This window comes from Microbacterium sp. F51-2R (assembly GCF_052180235.1).
In the GTDB taxonomy this organism is placed as follows: domain Bacteria; phylum Actinomycetota; class Actinomycetes; order Actinomycetales; family Microbacteriaceae; genus Microbacterium.
Map to the genome: position 1 here is coordinate 702,915 of NZ_CP197470.1, position 13,006 is coordinate 715,920.

Consider the following 13,006-nt stretch of genomic DNA (forward strand, 5'->3'; position numbering starts at 1 on the left):
GAGCTGCCGTCTCAGTCCTCCGCGAAGATGCCGACCGACTCCGAGAGTCGCGTGACCTCGTCGGCGCTGAGCTCGAGGTCGGCGGCCTTCGCCGAGTCGGTGATGGATGCCGCGCGCCGAGCTCCCGGAATCGGAATCACGTGCGGATCCAACGCGAGCTCCCACGCGAGCACCGCCTGCTGCGGACTCACTCCGTGCGCCTCGCCGACCTCGCGGAAGGCGGAGAACCGGTCGCCGACGCGCCGGGCGCCGCCGCCGGTGCCACCGAGGGGACTCCACGGGAGGAACGCGATCCCGCGCTCGCCGCAGAACCGCAGCTCGTCGTAGCTTCCGGGATGCTTCGGCGAGAACTCGTTCTGCACACTCGCGAGGTTGCCCTCCCCGAGCACGTCGAGTGCGATCTGGATCTCCTCGACACTCGCGTTCGAGATGCCGACGGCGCGCACCAGTCCGTCTTCCTGGAGCTTCGCGAGCGCCTTGATGACCTCGGCGTAGACGCGCGAGCGGTCGGGCCGGTGGTACTGGTAGAGCTCGATCCGGTCGACGCCGAGGATCTCGAGCGACTTCTCTACCGCCGAGCGCAGGTACGCCTCGGAGCCGTCCCGCCCCCACTTCTCGCCTTCGCTGCGGGTGATGCCGCCCTTCGTCGTGACGAAGATGCCCGCCGCGTCACCGTCCCACGTGCGCAGCGCCTCGGCGACGATCCGCTCGTTGTGGCCCATCTCGTCCCACGTCGGGGAGTAGATGTCTGCCGTGTCGATGAGGGTGACGCCGGCGTCGAGCGCCGCGTGGACCGTCGCCACGGCTTCCTCGAAGCTCGGGTACTGCTTGTCGTTGTTCATCGACAGGGGCATGGCGCCGAGTCCGATCGCCGAGACCTCTCGTCCTGCCAGAGTGCGCTGCTTCATGGGGATCCTTTCACCGGGTTCCAGCCTGCCAGGACGCCGGCAGAAGGGACTGAGGCTCGACAATCACACCGTTGACGCGTATGACGTCAGATCGGGGAGACGCTGCAGGACGCGATGACAGCGTCGACGCTGAATTGTTAGACAGGCTGATCCACCTGTGTGCGGCGATCGTCGGCGGCCGCGGCATCCGTCTTCTTCTTCCGTCGATCGCGAACCGCACCGATGACCGACACCGCCGCATAGAGGAAGAGACCGCCGGCGACGACCGCGAGCACGATGGCGCGGTTCGACCCGTTGAGCACGTTGTTCACCCAGCCGAGAAGCGGCAGGCTGTACCAGAGCGTGCCGCGGATCTGCACGGGCTTCACGGGCGCGGGGTCGGCGGAATCGTTGTTGTCGCCCTTCGTGATGAAGGTCGGCTCGTCGTCGGCGTACGTCTTCGAGACCACGCGGTGGCTCACGACGGCCGCCTCGCCCGAGCTGATCTGGTACGTGATGACGTCACCGACGCGGATCTCGTCCACCGGCGTCGGACGGATGACGACGAGCGTTCCCGGAGGCAGTCCCGGCTCCATCGACTGCGTCAGCACCGTCATCGCGCTGCCGCCGGTGACGGCGGGCAGACCGACCACGGCGACCGCCACGCCCAACAGGAGCACGAGGATCGATGCGCTGACCGAGACCGCCAGGTAGTGCAGCAGGCTCTGCTCGTCACGTCGGCGCGCGTCGACGCGGAGGCTCTTGCGCGAGGACGACTCGATCGTCGTCGGGGCAGTGGTGGGCAGGGGTGTGGAGAGGGTCACGGCATCACGCATTCGTACTTGACGTTGGTGTTTCCGACGGCGGTGCGCCGCACCGTGATCGTCGAACTGTCGGACGAGGTGGCGCCCGAAGCGGTCTTGTCGGTGGCGACGATGCGGAGCTGATGGGTGCCGTCCACCGCGATGTCGGTTCCGCCCAGAACGACTGAGACGAGCGCGGCGCTGGAGCTCACTTCCTTCACGACAGTGTTGGACTTGTCGACCACGCGGTACTGCAGCGTGGCGCCGGCGGTGCGGTTCGCGGGGGCGGTCCAGCTCAGCTGCACCCCGTGGGGCGGGGCCGCCGTGCACGTCGGACCGCCCGCGGGGGCGAGTCCGTAGATCGACTGGGTGAATGCGACGGTGGTCGCCGAGGTGGTCCAGTTCGCGCCGACCGCGCCGGTCACGCTGAACGTCGCCGTGACGGTCTGCCCCGCGAGCGCGGCAACCGTCGGCGCGTCGATCTGCGTCAGGACGCACACCACGACGGAGGCGCCTGGCGCGAGCGTACGCGCGGCGGTGGGCAGAGCGGGAGCGGGGTCGGCGAGGGTTGTGGTGTCGGCGGTGCTCGGAGCGGTACGGCCGCAGGCGCTGCCGGTCCACAGACGCAGCACGATCTTCGCGGCGAGGGCCGCACTGCTGCCCGCGCCGAGCTGCGTCACGAGCGTGTACGACAGTGGCGCCCCAGCGGTGTTGGCGATGGTCAGCTGACCGGCCGCGTTGCTTGTCGAGGACCCGTATGTCGTGCTGAGCCCGGTCACCTGCGCCGTGGTCCCGATGGTCGTGGACGAGACGGATGCCTCGACCGACGCAGCCGCGATCCATGCGGCGCTCGCTCCGCCCGCGGCGCCCAGCACCGCCAGGGTGACGAGGGCCGCGATCGGGCCGAGCAGGCGGCGGATCATCGGCGCACCTGTGTTCCCGAGATGGTGACGAGGAGGATGGATGCCGCGCCCCCGGCCGCAGCCGCCGGCGCAGCCTGCGGCAGACCGGCGCCGACGCACAGCAGCACCGACGCGCCGGGGAGAAGCGTGAGGTGCAGGTCGGAGCCGGTGGCGGCCCCGATGCCGGTCGTCGTCACGGCGGAGACGGTGCCTGCGGTGCAGTCGGCGGCGGAGGCGGCCCTGCCGACGGTGATGGCGACCGACGTCGTGAAAGGGGTGGCGCCCGTCGGGCTCTTCACCGGGTCCACCGCGAGGGCGAGCGGCGTGGTGCCGGTGTTGCGAGCCGTGGTCGGCGCCCAGACGGTGCGGCCGGGGTAGAGACCGGCGGCCGAGAGCTGCAGGGGCGTTGCGGTGAGACCCGCCGATCCCGCCTGGAGGGTGATCGCGGCAGCGGCCGGGGCGGCCGCCGTCCAGAGGGCGAACGTGCCGCCGCCGGCGAGCACGCCGAGCACGATCGCACCCGTCGCGCCCAGCGCGCCCAGCAGCAGACGCCGCGGCGCCGCCGCACGACGTGCGGCACGTCGTGCGGCATGGCGGGAGGTACGGCGGCTCATCGCTGCTCCTCTTTCGATGCGCTGGATGGAAGTGGAACCGAGGACCCGCCTCGGGCGAGCGGGCCCCCGGGGCTTACTTGGTGTTCTGCGTGAGGCTGACGGTGAGCTCGTCGAGCGTAACCGCCCCGTTCATCGCGTCGTTGTCGCCGCCGACGACGCCGGCGGGGAAGGCGATGGTGACCGTGACGGTGACGTCCTGACTGACGACCTCACCGGCCGGCGTGACCGTGAAGGTCGGACCGGTGCCCGTGATGCCGGCACCCGAAGCGGTGAGCACGGCCGAGTCGGTGAGGTAGCTCGCGAGGGCGACGTCGGCGGGCTTCGTCGCGTCGGCCGGCGTGATCGAGGAGTCGGTCAGCGCGAGCGTCGCCCTCAGGCTGTCGCCCTCGGCGCCGACCTTCATCGTCTTCGTGTACGTGAGCACGTCGCCAGGAACGATGCGGTAGTCGGCGATCGAGATCGGTGAGCCGTTGGCGGCCCAGGCGCCGGCGTCCTGAGACGCTTCCACGACCAGGTTCCCGGCGACGATCGACGCGCCCTGCGCGGTGGCGGAGGAGTTCCAGGTGGCGAAGGTTCCCGCGCCGCCGAGCAGCAGGATGACGCCGGCGCTGGTGGCGATGGAGGCCTTGACGATCTTCTTCATGAGAGTGTCCTTCCGCGGGCAGGCCGCTTGTTCTGGGGAGGGAGTGGTACCGGAGGGTGTCGGTCTGATCTCCGACCGCTCCTCGAGCACGTCCCCAGTCTTCGGCGGGCGCCGCAACGTCCCGCCGAGCAAGCGTCAGCGGTACCGCAAGATTGTGCGAAGGATCGCGCCGCTGCGGAGATGCCTCAACGGATGCGCAAGATCGGCACGAGAACGGCTCGCGACGAGCTCGGGCCTCGAATGCCGGAAGGGTGGCGGCTCGAGGGGTCAGCCGAGGGCGATCCAGCGCGCGGTCGCGCCACGGAACGTACTCCATGGCTCGTCGCCGGCGCTGCCCGCCCGGCGCGCGGGCGCCCCCACGGGGCCGTCGGCGGTGCGCCCGGCAAGCGGCGCGCCACGCACATGACGTCGACCGCCGTCGCGCGAACCGTCGCCGACAGGGGCGACAGCCGGAATGGCGACGGGCTTGCGATTACGCGGCGTCAGCACGGCTCTGACATTCGATACAGGCGGCGGCGTACGGAAGCACCTCGAGTCGCGCGGGTGCGATCGGCTCACCGCAGCGGGTGCAGAGGCCGTACGTGCCCTTCGCGAGCCGGTTCAGCGCGGCGGTGATCTGCTCGACCGCGACACGGTGCGAAGCCGCCGTCTGGAAGGCGACGGGGTCGACGCTCGGAACGGCATACGGCGCGAGGTCCTGCAGCACGGCCAGACGCTCGTCGAGCTCGCGCTCGAGTTCGCGCTGCACGTCGGCGAGGGCGGTGGAACCGGTGGTTTCGATGGTCATGGTGTGCTCTCTGGGTACAAAAAAAGTGCGCCGCGGGTGCGACGCACGTGGTGTCCGGATCAGCCGGTGGACAGACCGGCTCACGGGGGTGCGACGCGAGGGGTGGGCTGGGCGAACAGTCCGCTCGCGACGCTCCGCCGGGGCGGCAGCACTTCGTGGCGCGCGCCCGCGATCTCGACGACGGCCGTCACCACTGACGCGTCGGCGAGACGCTCCATGCGGTGCCCGAAAGTCATCGTGCTCATGGCCATCACCATAGTCGTGTTCGAGAAAAGGGCAAGTCAGCGAGAATTCCAACGCTGTCGACGTCGGAGTGGGGTTCCCGGTGCCCGGCCCTTTGCCGGAGTGCAGGGACCGGATGCCGGCACGGCGTGCGATTCTGTATGTCTCGGCACTCGGCCGCGACGAAAGGCACCGCGTGAAGATCGCCCACCTGCGACGTTTCGTCGCGTTGGTCGACAACGACCTGCACTTTCCGCGCGCCGCGGAGGCCCTCGGCATCCCTCTCCCTTCTCTCTACACATCCATGGAGAAGCTCGAAGCGGAGGTCGGGCACCCGATCACGACGGGCGACGGCGCGAACCGCCGGCTCACACCTGCCGGAAAGCTCGTTCTCGAGGAGGCCCGCCAGCGGATCGCCGACGAGCCGCAACCCGCCCCCGAGCCCATCAGCAGGCCCGGCGGCAAGGCCAAGGCCTCGAAGGGCAAGGGCCGCGCGCCGATCGTGAAGGGCCAGCCGAAGCCGTACAAGAAGCGGCAGGGCCGCTAACCGGAGCGGCCGTTCCGGTCGACCGGAACGGCCAGGGTCCCGACCATCGCTCACCCGCCCGAACGGCGGGCCGCGGCGTCCGTCGCCTGGAGCTCGGCGACCGTCCCCGCCTCGACGCGCCAGCGTCTGTCGGTCCTGACCGTCGCGAGCATCCGGCGATCGTGGGTCACGAGGAGCAGGGTGCCCTCGTAGGACTCCAGTGCCTCCTCGAGCTGCTCGATGGCGGGCAGGTCGAGATGGTTGGTCGGCTCGTCGAGCACGAGCACGTTGACGCCGCGCGCCTGCAGGAGCGCGAGCCCCGCGCGGGTGCGCTCCCCCGGCGAGAGCTGATCGACCGGACGCCCGACGTGGTCCGCTTTCAGGCCGAACTTCGCCAGGAGCGTACGGACGTCAGCCTGCGACATCGAGGGTACGAGCTGTTCGAAGGCCTCCGCGAGCCGCTGCGGACCGGCCAGGAGCGACCGCGCCTGGTCGATCTCGCCGATCTGCACGCTCGTGCCGAGGCTCGCCGAACCCTCCGACGGCACCTGACGACCGAGCAGCCCGCGCAGGAGCGTCGACTTGCCGGCGCCGTTGGGTCCCGTGATGCCGATCCGCTCCCCCGCGTTCACCTGCAGCGACACAGGTCCGAGGGTGAAGGGACCCTGGCGGAAGACCGCCGCGCTCAGCGTCGAGACGACCGTGCTCGATCGCGGCGCCGAGCCGATCGTGAACTCCAGCTGCCACTCCTTGCGCGGCTCGTCGACCTCTTCCAGGCGCGAGATGCGGCTCTCCATCTGCCGCACCTTCTGCGCCTGCTTCTCGCTCGATTCCATCGAGGCCTTGCGCCGGATCTTGTCGTTGTCGGGCGCCTTCTTCATCGCGTTGCGCACGCCCTGGCTCGACCACTCGCGCTGCACGCGGGCGCGCGAGACGAGGTCGGCCTTCTTCTCGGCGAACTCGTCGTACTTCTCGCGGGCATGCCGGCGCACCGTCGCCCGCTCTTCGAGGTACGCGTCGTAGCCGCCCCCGAACACCCGGTTGGAGCCCTGGGCGAGGTCGAGCTCGAGCACGCGGGTCACCGAGCGCGCGAGGAACTCACGGTCATGACTGACCAGCACGACGCCACCACGGATGCCGCGCACGAACGCTTCGAGACGCTCCAGTCCGTCGAGGTCGAGGTCGTTGGTCGGCTCGTCGAGCAGCACGACGTCGAAGCGGGAGAGCAGCAGCGCCGCCAGGCCGACACGCGCGGCCTGGCCACCCGAGAGGGATGTCATGAGCGCCTGCTCGGCGTCGTCGCCGAGGTCGAGCCCGAGGTCGGCGAGCACGATGGGCAGTCGCTCCTCGAGATCGGCAGCGCCGCTTGCGAGCCAGCGATCGAGCGCCGCCGAATAGACGTCGGCGGGGTCGGCGCCTGGGTCTGCGAGGGCGGGGTCACCGAGCGCGGCGGCCGCGGCATCCAGCTCCCTCGTCGCCTGCGCGCAGCCCGTGCGACGCGCGATGTACGCGGCGACCGTCTCGCCCTCGACCCGCTCGTGCACCTGGGGCAGCCAGCCGACGAAGGCGTCGACCGGCGCGAGCGAGACCGTACCGGCCTGCGGCTCGCCGATGCCGGCGAGCAGGCGCAGGAGCGTCGACTTGCCGGCGCCGTTCGCGCCCACGACGCCGACGACGTCGCCGGGCGCGACGGTCAGGTCGAGGCTGTCGAACAGCGTGCGGTGGCCGTAGCCGCCGGCGAGGCCCTGGGCCACGAGCGTTGCGGTCATCCGTCAATCCTCCCATCGGGACGACGGATGCCTCTGCCGACGGCGGTACGGGGCCGCCACCGCTGCGATCATCGCCCGACTTATGATCGGGCGATGATCACGGTTCCCCCGTCGTTCCGCAGGATGCCGCGGTGGTGGACCGACTCCGTCGGCCGCGAGTGGCTCGACTCCCTTCCCGATCTCGTGGCCGATCAGTGCGGCCGATGGGGCCTGTCCGTCGACGGGCCTGTCATGCACGGCTCGAACGCGCTGGTCGTGCCCGTCCGACGTGGAGCTCACGAGTTCGTGCTCAGGATGGCGCCTCCCGGCGACGATGTGGGGGCCGAAGCCGCCGCGCTGCGCACTTGGGACGGCCGAGGCACGGTCCGGCTTCACGACGCGGATGTCGAGCATCGCGCGATGCTGCTGGAGCGCCTGGACGGAAGCCGGACGCTTGCCGACGAGCCGCTGGAAGACGCCATCCGCGTGCTGGCTGAGCTCGTCACGACGCTCGCGGTGCCTGTCGCACGCACGGTACGCGGGACGGATGAGATCGCGGCGGAGCACGCGGCGACCTTCGAGCGGGAGTGGACGACGCGTGGCGCGCCGATCCCGCGGCGCCAGCTCGACGTCGCGATACGGTGCGCGGACAGCAGAGCCCGCGATCGGGCATCGTCCTCGGCGGTGGACGGCGATCTTCACTTCGATCAGGTCCTGGCGGGCACCAGGATGCCGTGGGCCGTCGTGGATCCCTTGATGCTGCGGGGCGACCCGGAGTACGACCTGGGGCGCATCCTCTGGAGCCGGCTCGATGAGGTTCCGGACGAGGCGGGTGTCGTGCGGGTGTTCGACCTCTTCGTCGAGCGAGCGGGCGTCCCGGCGGATCGTGCGCGGGACTGGGTCGTCATCCGGAGCGTCTCCTACCTCCTGTGGGGTCTCCGCCACGGGCTGACCGAGGATCCTCCGCGTTGCCGGCGACTGCTGGATGTGTTCGCGGGGCGGTAGTTCCTGACGTGACCCGCGGGGTTCGTTCGCTCGGGGTCTGGTGTCGAGGTCTGCTCGGTGTCGCCTTCGCGCGCGGCGTCTCTCGACATCCCGGATCCGCGCCGGAAGGCCGCTGCCCGACGTTATGAGAACGTGCTCATCGAAAACGCTCGAAACCTTTTGCCAGGGCTGGAGGCGCCGCCTAGCGTTTTGTTGCACGCAAAAACATTTGTGTCGCTCACGCGTCGCAGATGACCGACGACGATGTCAGGAGTTACTCCCATGCGCCGATCTCTCCGATCACTTCTGGTGGCCACCGCCGCCGCTGCCCTGGTTCTGCCGCTCATAGGCGCGACCGCAGCGAACGCCGACCCGCCCGGATACAGCCATGCCGACAAGGACACCCTGCGCAACCAGACCCCGCGCGATCTCGCGATCGGCAGCGCCGTCTGGGGCCGCAGAGACCTCGTCGAGTACGACCGCAGCGCCCCCACCGAGTATCAGCGGGTTCTGAGCGCGCAGTTCTCGTCTCTGACGCCCGAGAACGACATGAAGTGGGAGTCGATCCACCCCGCTGCGGACGTCTACGACTTCGCCTCCGCCGACGCGCTTGTCGCCTTCGCCAAGGCGAACCACCAGCAGGTGCGCGGCCACACCCTGCTGTGGCACAGCCAGAACCCGGCGTGGGTCACCGAGGCGAGCAAGACGTGGACGTGCGATCAGGCACGCGCCGTGCTCGAAGACCACATCCGCACCGTGGTCGGACACTTCAAGGGCGAGATCTACCAGTGGGATGTCGCGAACGAGATCTTCCAGGACACCTGGGACAACGGCGGGGTGCGGCTGCGCACCGAGGCCAACCCGTTCCTGAAGGCCTGCGCCGCCGACCCCATCGCGCTCCTCGAGGACGCGTTCCGCTGGGCGCACGAGGCAGACCCGAACGCAGTGCTGTTCCTCAACGACTACAACGCGGAGGGCATCAATCAGAAGACCGACGCGTACTACGCGCTCGCGCAGCGCATGCTCGCCGACGGCGTGCCGCTGGGTGGCTTCGGCGCCCAGGGCCACCTCAGCCTGCTGTACGGCTTCGACACCTCGATGCAGGCGAACTTCGAGCGCTTCGCGGCGCTCGGCCTTCAGGTGGCCGTGACCGAGGCCGACGTGCGCATCCCGCTGCAGCCCGGTGAGACCGGCCCGACGCCGGAGCAGGTCGCCACGCAAGCCGACCGCTACGACGCGATGCTGACGGCGTGCCTGAACGTGAAGGCCTGCACGTCCTTCACGGTCTGGGGCTTCCCCGACGCGAACTCGTGGGTTCCCGACGTCTTCCCCGGTGAGGGTTGGGCGACGATCCTCGAGGACGACTACTCGCCGAAGCCTGCTTTCACCGCGATGCTCCAGTCGCTGCGTGAGGCGACTCCGGGCACTTCGCCGCGACGCGGCTGAACGAGTGCAACGGCGACCGGCCGCGAGGCCGGTCGCCGTTGTCGTGCGTGGATGCTGACCGAACGTCGCGCGTCCGCGCCGGCCGCCAGGCCGGTCGCGCGCGTGGGCGGGTCAATTGTTGAAGCGGAACTCCACGACGTCGCCGTCCTGCATGACGTAGTCCTTGCCTTCGAGGCGCGCCTTGCCCTTCGCGCGCGCCTCGATGACCGAGCCGGTCGCGACGAGGTCGTCGAACGAGATGACCTCGGCCTTGATGAAGCCCTTCTCGAAGTCGGTGTGGATGACACCGGCCGCCTGCGGGGCCTTCCAGCCCTTACCGATCGTCCAGGCACGAGCCTCTTTCGGACCGGCCGTGAGGTAGGTCTGCAGGCCGAGCGTGTCGAATCCGATGCGCGCGAGCTGGTCGAGGCCCGACTCCTCCTGGCCCGTCGAGGCGAGCAGCTCCGCGGCGTCCTCGGGGTCGAGGTCGATCAGCTCGGACTCGATCTTCGCGTCGAGGAAGACGGCCTTGGCGGGTGCGACAAGCGCTTCGAGCTCGGCCTTGCGCGAGGCATCCGTCAGCACCGCCTCGTCGACGTTGAAGACGAAGATGAAGGGCTTCGCCGTCAGGAGGCCGAGCTCCCTGATCGGGGAGAGGTCGATCCCCGAGGCCGACAGCAGCTCACCGCGCTGCAGCGCATCGCGGGCGGCCTCGGCGGTCTGGAGCACGGCGGGGTCGAGCTTCTTCCCGCGCACCTCCTTCTCGTACCGCGTGATCGCCTTCTCGAGCGTCTCGAGGTCGGCCAGCTGCAGCTCGGCGTTGATGGTCTCCATGTCGTTCTGCGGGTTCACCGCACCTTCGACGTGCACGACGTCGTCGTCGGCGAAGCCGCGCACGACCTGCGCGATCGCGTCGGCCTCACGGATGTTCGCGAGGAACTTGTTGCCGAGGCCCTCCCCCTCCGACGCACCGCGCACGATGCCGGCGATGTCGACGAACGACACCGCGGCGGGCAGGATCCGCTCGCTGTGGAAGATCTCGGCGAGCTTCTCGAGCCGCGGATCGGGCAGGTTCACCACCCCGATGTTGGGCTCGATCGTCGCGAACGGGTAGTTCGCCGCGAGCACCTGGTTCTTGGTCAGGGCGTTGAAGAGGGTGGACTTGCCGACGTTGGGCAGGCCGACGATTCCGATGGTGAGAGCCACGGGAGTCCAGTCTACGTGGGCACGGATGCCGCGCCCCGGCCGTGGCCCGGCGCGGAGGCGGCCGTTCGGCCTGAGCCTGCGATCCTGCGCCGGTCAATCGGGGTCGACGCGCCAGCGCATCAGCACATTGCCCGACTCCTCCCACACCCGCGTCTCGAGCAGCCGCAGCGCGGCGGGCGGCCGCGAATCGAACAGCGGCACGCCGCCGCCAGCGACGAGCGGGAACGTCACGAGGTGCAGTTCATCGACGAGCCCCGCATGCATGAGGTCGTTCCACAGCACGCGCCCGAGGAGGATCAGGATGCCTCGTCCCGCCTGCTCCTTCATCGACGCCACTTCGGTGCGGACGTCGGCGATCCGGACGATCCGCGTATGCGGATACGGCGCGATGTCGTCGGGATCGATGGCGTCGGAGACGACGACCTTTTCGATCCCCAGGATGAGTTCGGCGAGCCTCCGGCGGATCGCGGTCGCGTGCGGATCGCGCCGCACACCGGTCCAGTACTCCAGGTTGCCGAGGGCCGACCGCCGCCCTGCCAGCAGGAGCGTGTCGGAGCCCTCGAGAAGCTCCGCGGTGTAGTGGTCGAACGAGTCGGCACCGTCGTAGTCGGGGTGCTGATGCTCGAAGAACGAGATGATGTCGTGCTCGTCGTCCTCATAGCGTCCGTCGACGGTCACGAAGTTGCAGACGACGAGCTTCTGAGCGCTCATGCGCGGATGCTCCGGAACGCCTCGGTGCGGTACGGCACCGAGAGTGGACCGCCGCCGCCGACCTCGTCGTACAGGTCGCCGGCCTCGCGCAGGATACGCGCCCGCTCCTCGGCGCCCGCCGTGAGGACGTAGCTCCGCGAGGACACCATGTCGAGGAACGCGCCTCTCTCCATCGGGCGCTCCCAGTCCCAGGCTTCGCGCTCGAAGGGGCCGAACGGATGTCGCGCCTCCGGCCCTCCCTCGGAGAGCATCGTCTCGGCCGTCGACGGGTGCATGATCTGCGTCAGGCGACGCACCCAGTGCACTCGATCGTCCCTCGTGTTCCAGACGAGGCCGAGCACGCCGCCGGGCCGGAGCACGCGCGCAGCCTCCTCGAGCGCCGCCTGCGCGTCGACCCAGTGCCACGCCTGTCCGAAGGTGACGGCGTCGAGGCTCGCATCGGGCAGCGGCATCCGCTCCCCCGTCCCCGCGAAAGTCGGGACCGCGTGCACCGCACCCCGCAGCACGGCGAGCATCTCGGGGTCGGGGTCGATCGCGACGACCTCGGCTCCCGCTTCGACGAGCGTGCGGGTGAGCTTTCCCGTGCCCGCGCCGACATCGGCGACGCGGATGGCACGCGTCTCTCCGCGCAGCGGGGCGAGCAGCCACTCGACGGCCTCGCGCGGATACTCGGGGCGCCCGGACTCGTACGCGTCCGCGGCAGCTCCGAACGATCTCGACATCTCTTCGCGGCGTGCCATATGCCGAGCCTAGGACGGGGGTGCGACACGCGCCGTGGCCTCTGCGGCTGGGGAAGGTCGGTCGGGTTCTCCGGCCCGACCGGATTCCTTGGCCCCCGCTGCGCTTCTCGGCGCGCCTCGGCATCCGTCCCGCTGACCGGGGTGAGGCTGGCACCGTGCCATTGGACTTCACCGCGATCGACTTCGAGACGGCGAACTCCAGCAACGCCTCGGCGTGCGCGGTGGGTCTCGCCCGGGTGCGCGACGGCGAGGTCGTGGCGACGGCCGGCTGGCTCATCAGACCCCCGGCGGGCCACGACCGGTTCTTCGAGCTGAACACGCGGATCCACGGCATCCGTGAAGAAGACGTCATCGGCGCGAAGGGCTGGAGCGAGCAGCTCGACGATCTCGCCGCCTTCGCCGGGGCCGATGTGCTCGTCGCGCACAACGCGGGCTTCGACATGACCGTCATCCGGCGCGCCTGCGAGGCGACGGGCGATGTGTGTCCGCCGTACCGCTATATGTGCAGCCTGCAGATCGCCCGCAAGCTCTACCAACTCGACTCGTACCGGCTGCCGTCGGTGGCCGCGGTCGCCGGATTCGTCGACTTCGCGCACCACGACGCCGCCGCCGACGCGCTCGCCTGCGCGCACATCGTGATCGATGCGGCGCATCGGACGGGCGCCTACGACATGTCATCGCTCGCCGAGGCATCCGGTGTGCGGTTGTCGCAGATCCCGGTCGCCGAGCCCGCTCCCCTCTTCGAGTTCGAGATCGCGGGAGCGACCGCGGTCGCCTGAGTGTTCGCGGGGTTGCGGTCGGTTCAGCG

15 protein-coding genes are annotated in these 13,006 nt (G+C 70.0%); 4 read left to right on the plus strand and 11 right to left on the minus strand.

All coding sequences use genetic code 11. The annotated features are described in order from the left end of the window. Positions 1 to 11 precede the first annotated feature (11 nt). The 7 genes from ACSBPH_RS03410 to ACSBPH_RS03440 all read right to left on the minus strand — a co-directional run bounded on the left by ACSBPH_RS03410 (position 12) and on the right by ACSBPH_RS03440 (position 4,881). A complete protein-coding gene (locus ACSBPH_RS03410) occupies positions 12 to 908 on the minus strand; it encodes an aldo/keto reductase (RefSeq protein WP_442576206.1) in 897 nt (298 codons plus the stop codon). Positions 909 to 1,045: 137 nt separating this feature from the next. Next, complete coding sequence (locus tag ACSBPH_RS03415; protein WP_442576207.1) at positions 1,046 to 1,711, minus strand: signal peptidase I; 666 nt, start codon at positions 1,709 to 1,711, stop codon at positions 1,046 to 1,048. After that, positions 1,708 to 2,613: a hypothetical protein gene (locus ACSBPH_RS03420; RefSeq protein WP_442576208.1), complete on the minus strand. Its 906-nt coding sequence runs from the start codon at positions 2,611 to 2,613 to the stop codon at positions 1,708 to 1,710. Before ACSBPH_RS03420 ends, ACSBPH_RS03415 begins: the two co-directional genes overlap by 4 nt. Further along, a complete protein-coding gene (locus ACSBPH_RS03425; RefSeq protein WP_442576209.1) occupies positions 2,610 to 3,206 on the minus strand; it encodes a hypothetical protein in 597 nt (198 codons plus the stop codon). The genes ACSBPH_RS03420 and ACSBPH_RS03425 overlap by 4 nt, the downstream gene beginning before the upstream one ends. A gap of 73 nt (positions 3,207 to 3,279) precedes the next feature. Next, positions 3,280 to 3,849, minus strand: coding sequence for an alternate-type signal peptide domain-containing protein (locus ACSBPH_RS03430; RefSeq protein ID WP_442576210.1), 570 nt, complete (start codon positions 3,847 to 3,849; stop codon positions 3,280 to 3,282). Between the two features lie 472 nt (positions 3,850 to 4,321). Then, on the minus strand, positions 4,322 to 4,636 hold the full coding sequence (locus tag ACSBPH_RS03435; RefSeq protein ID WP_442576211.1) for a TraR/DksA family transcriptional regulator: 315 nt from the start codon (positions 4,634 to 4,636) through the stop codon (positions 4,322 to 4,324). Between the two features lie 80 nt (positions 4,637 to 4,716). Then, complete coding sequence (locus ACSBPH_RS03440; RefSeq protein WP_442576212.1) at positions 4,717 to 4,881, minus strand: hypothetical protein; 165 nt, start codon at positions 4,879 to 4,881, stop codon at positions 4,717 to 4,719. 173 nt (positions 4,882 to 5,054) lie between these two features. Between ACSBPH_RS03440 and ACSBPH_RS03445 the strand changes: the two genes are divergently transcribed. Beyond that, entirely contained in the window at positions 5,055 to 5,405 is a 351-nt protein-coding gene (locus tag ACSBPH_RS03445) for a LysR family transcriptional regulator (RefSeq protein WP_442576213.1), read from the plus strand. 50 nt (positions 5,406 to 5,455) lie between these two features. On the opposite strand, the gene ACSBPH_RS03450 is transcribed toward ACSBPH_RS03445, so the two are convergent. After that, a complete protein-coding gene (locus tag ACSBPH_RS03450; protein WP_442576214.1) occupies positions 5,456 to 7,153 on the minus strand; it encodes an ABC-F family ATP-binding cassette domain-containing protein in 1,698 nt (565 codons plus the stop codon). Between the two features lie 93 nt (positions 7,154 to 7,246). Here ACSBPH_RS03450 and ACSBPH_RS03455 point away from each other — a divergent pair, with 93 nt between their 5' ends. Continuing rightward, the gene (locus ACSBPH_RS03455; RefSeq protein WP_442576215.1) at positions 7,247 to 8,137 is read left to right on the plus strand and encodes an aminoglycoside phosphotransferase family protein; all 891 of its coding nucleotides are present in this window, start codon (positions 7,247 to 7,249) and stop codon (positions 8,135 to 8,137) included. Positions 8,138 to 8,425: 288 nt separating this feature from the next. After that, a complete protein-coding gene (locus ACSBPH_RS03460) occupies positions 8,426 to 9,562 on the plus strand; it encodes an endo-1,4-beta-xylanase (protein WP_442576216.1) in 1,137 nt (378 codons plus the stop codon). 111 nt (positions 9,563 to 9,673) lie between these two features. Here the strand turns inward: ACSBPH_RS03460 and ychF are convergent, their stop codons facing one another. The 3 genes from ychF to ACSBPH_RS03475 form a co-directional block, all read right to left on the minus strand. Next, a complete protein-coding gene (ychF, locus tag ACSBPH_RS03465) occupies positions 9,674 to 10,747 on the minus strand; it encodes a redox-regulated ATPase YchF (protein ID WP_442576217.1) in 1,074 nt (357 codons plus the stop codon). A gap of 93 nt (positions 10,748 to 10,840) precedes the next feature. Then, positions 10,841 to 11,458: a dihydrofolate reductase family protein gene (locus ACSBPH_RS03470; protein WP_442576218.1), complete on the minus strand. Its 618-nt coding sequence runs from the start codon at positions 11,456 to 11,458 to the stop codon at positions 10,841 to 10,843. Next, positions 11,455 to 12,198 (minus strand): class I SAM-dependent methyltransferase, encoded by a 744-nt coding sequence (locus ACSBPH_RS03475; protein ID WP_442576219.1) that lies wholly within the window; start codon positions 12,196 to 12,198, stop codon positions 11,455 to 11,457. The genes ACSBPH_RS03470 and ACSBPH_RS03475 overlap by 4 nt, the downstream gene beginning before the upstream one ends. Positions 12,199 to 12,353: 155 nt before the next feature. On the opposite strand from ACSBPH_RS03475, the gene ACSBPH_RS03480 reads away from it, so the two are divergent. Then, positions 12,354 to 12,977 (plus strand): exonuclease domain-containing protein, encoded by a 624-nt coding sequence (locus tag ACSBPH_RS03480; protein ID WP_442576220.1) that lies wholly within the window; start codon positions 12,354 to 12,356, stop codon positions 12,975 to 12,977. Positions 12,978 to 13,006: the final 29 nt, after the last annotated feature.

What these genes read in the sequence shown, in the direction of transcription:
- ACSBPH_RS03455 (WP_442576215.1), top strand. Translation starts at nt 7,247, where the DNA reads ATGATCACGGTTCCCCCGTCGTTCCGCAGGATGCCGCGGTGGTGGACC.
- ACSBPH_RS03435 (WP_442576211.1), bottom strand. Translation starts at nt 4,636, where the DNA reads ATGACCATCGAAACCACCGGTTCCACCGCCCTCGCCGACGTGCAGCGC.
- ACSBPH_RS03425 (WP_442576209.1), bottom strand. Translation starts at nt 3,206, where the DNA reads ATGAGCCGCCGTACCTCCCGCCATGCCGCACGACGTGCCGCACGTCGT.
- ACSBPH_RS03440 (WP_442576212.1), bottom strand. Translation starts at nt 4,881, where the DNA reads ATGAGCACGATGACTTTCGGGCACCGCATGGAGCGTCTCGCCGACGCG.
- ACSBPH_RS03475 (WP_442576219.1), bottom strand. Translation starts at nt 12,198, where the DNA reads ATGGCACGCCGCGAAGAGATGTCGAGATCGTTCGGAGCTGCCGCGGAC.
- ACSBPH_RS03470 (WP_442576218.1), bottom strand. Translation starts at nt 11,458, where the DNA reads ATGAGCGCTCAGAAGCTCGTCGTCTGCAACTTCGTGACCGTCGACGGA.
- ACSBPH_RS03420 (WP_442576208.1), bottom strand. Translation starts at nt 2,613, where the DNA reads ATGATCCGCCGCCTGCTCGGCCCGATCGCGGCCCTCGTCACCCTGGCG.
- ACSBPH_RS03410 (WP_442576206.1), bottom strand. Translation starts at nt 908, where the DNA reads ATGAAGCAGCGCACTCTGGCAGGACGAGAGGTCTCGGCGATCGGACTC.
- ACSBPH_RS03430 (WP_442576210.1), bottom strand. Translation starts at nt 3,849, where the DNA reads ATGAAGAAGATCGTCAAGGCCTCCATCGCCACCAGCGCCGGCGTCATC.
- ACSBPH_RS03450 (WP_442576214.1), bottom strand. Translation starts at nt 7,153, where the DNA reads ATGACCGCAACGCTCGTGGCCCAGGGCCTCGCCGGCGGCTACGGCCAC.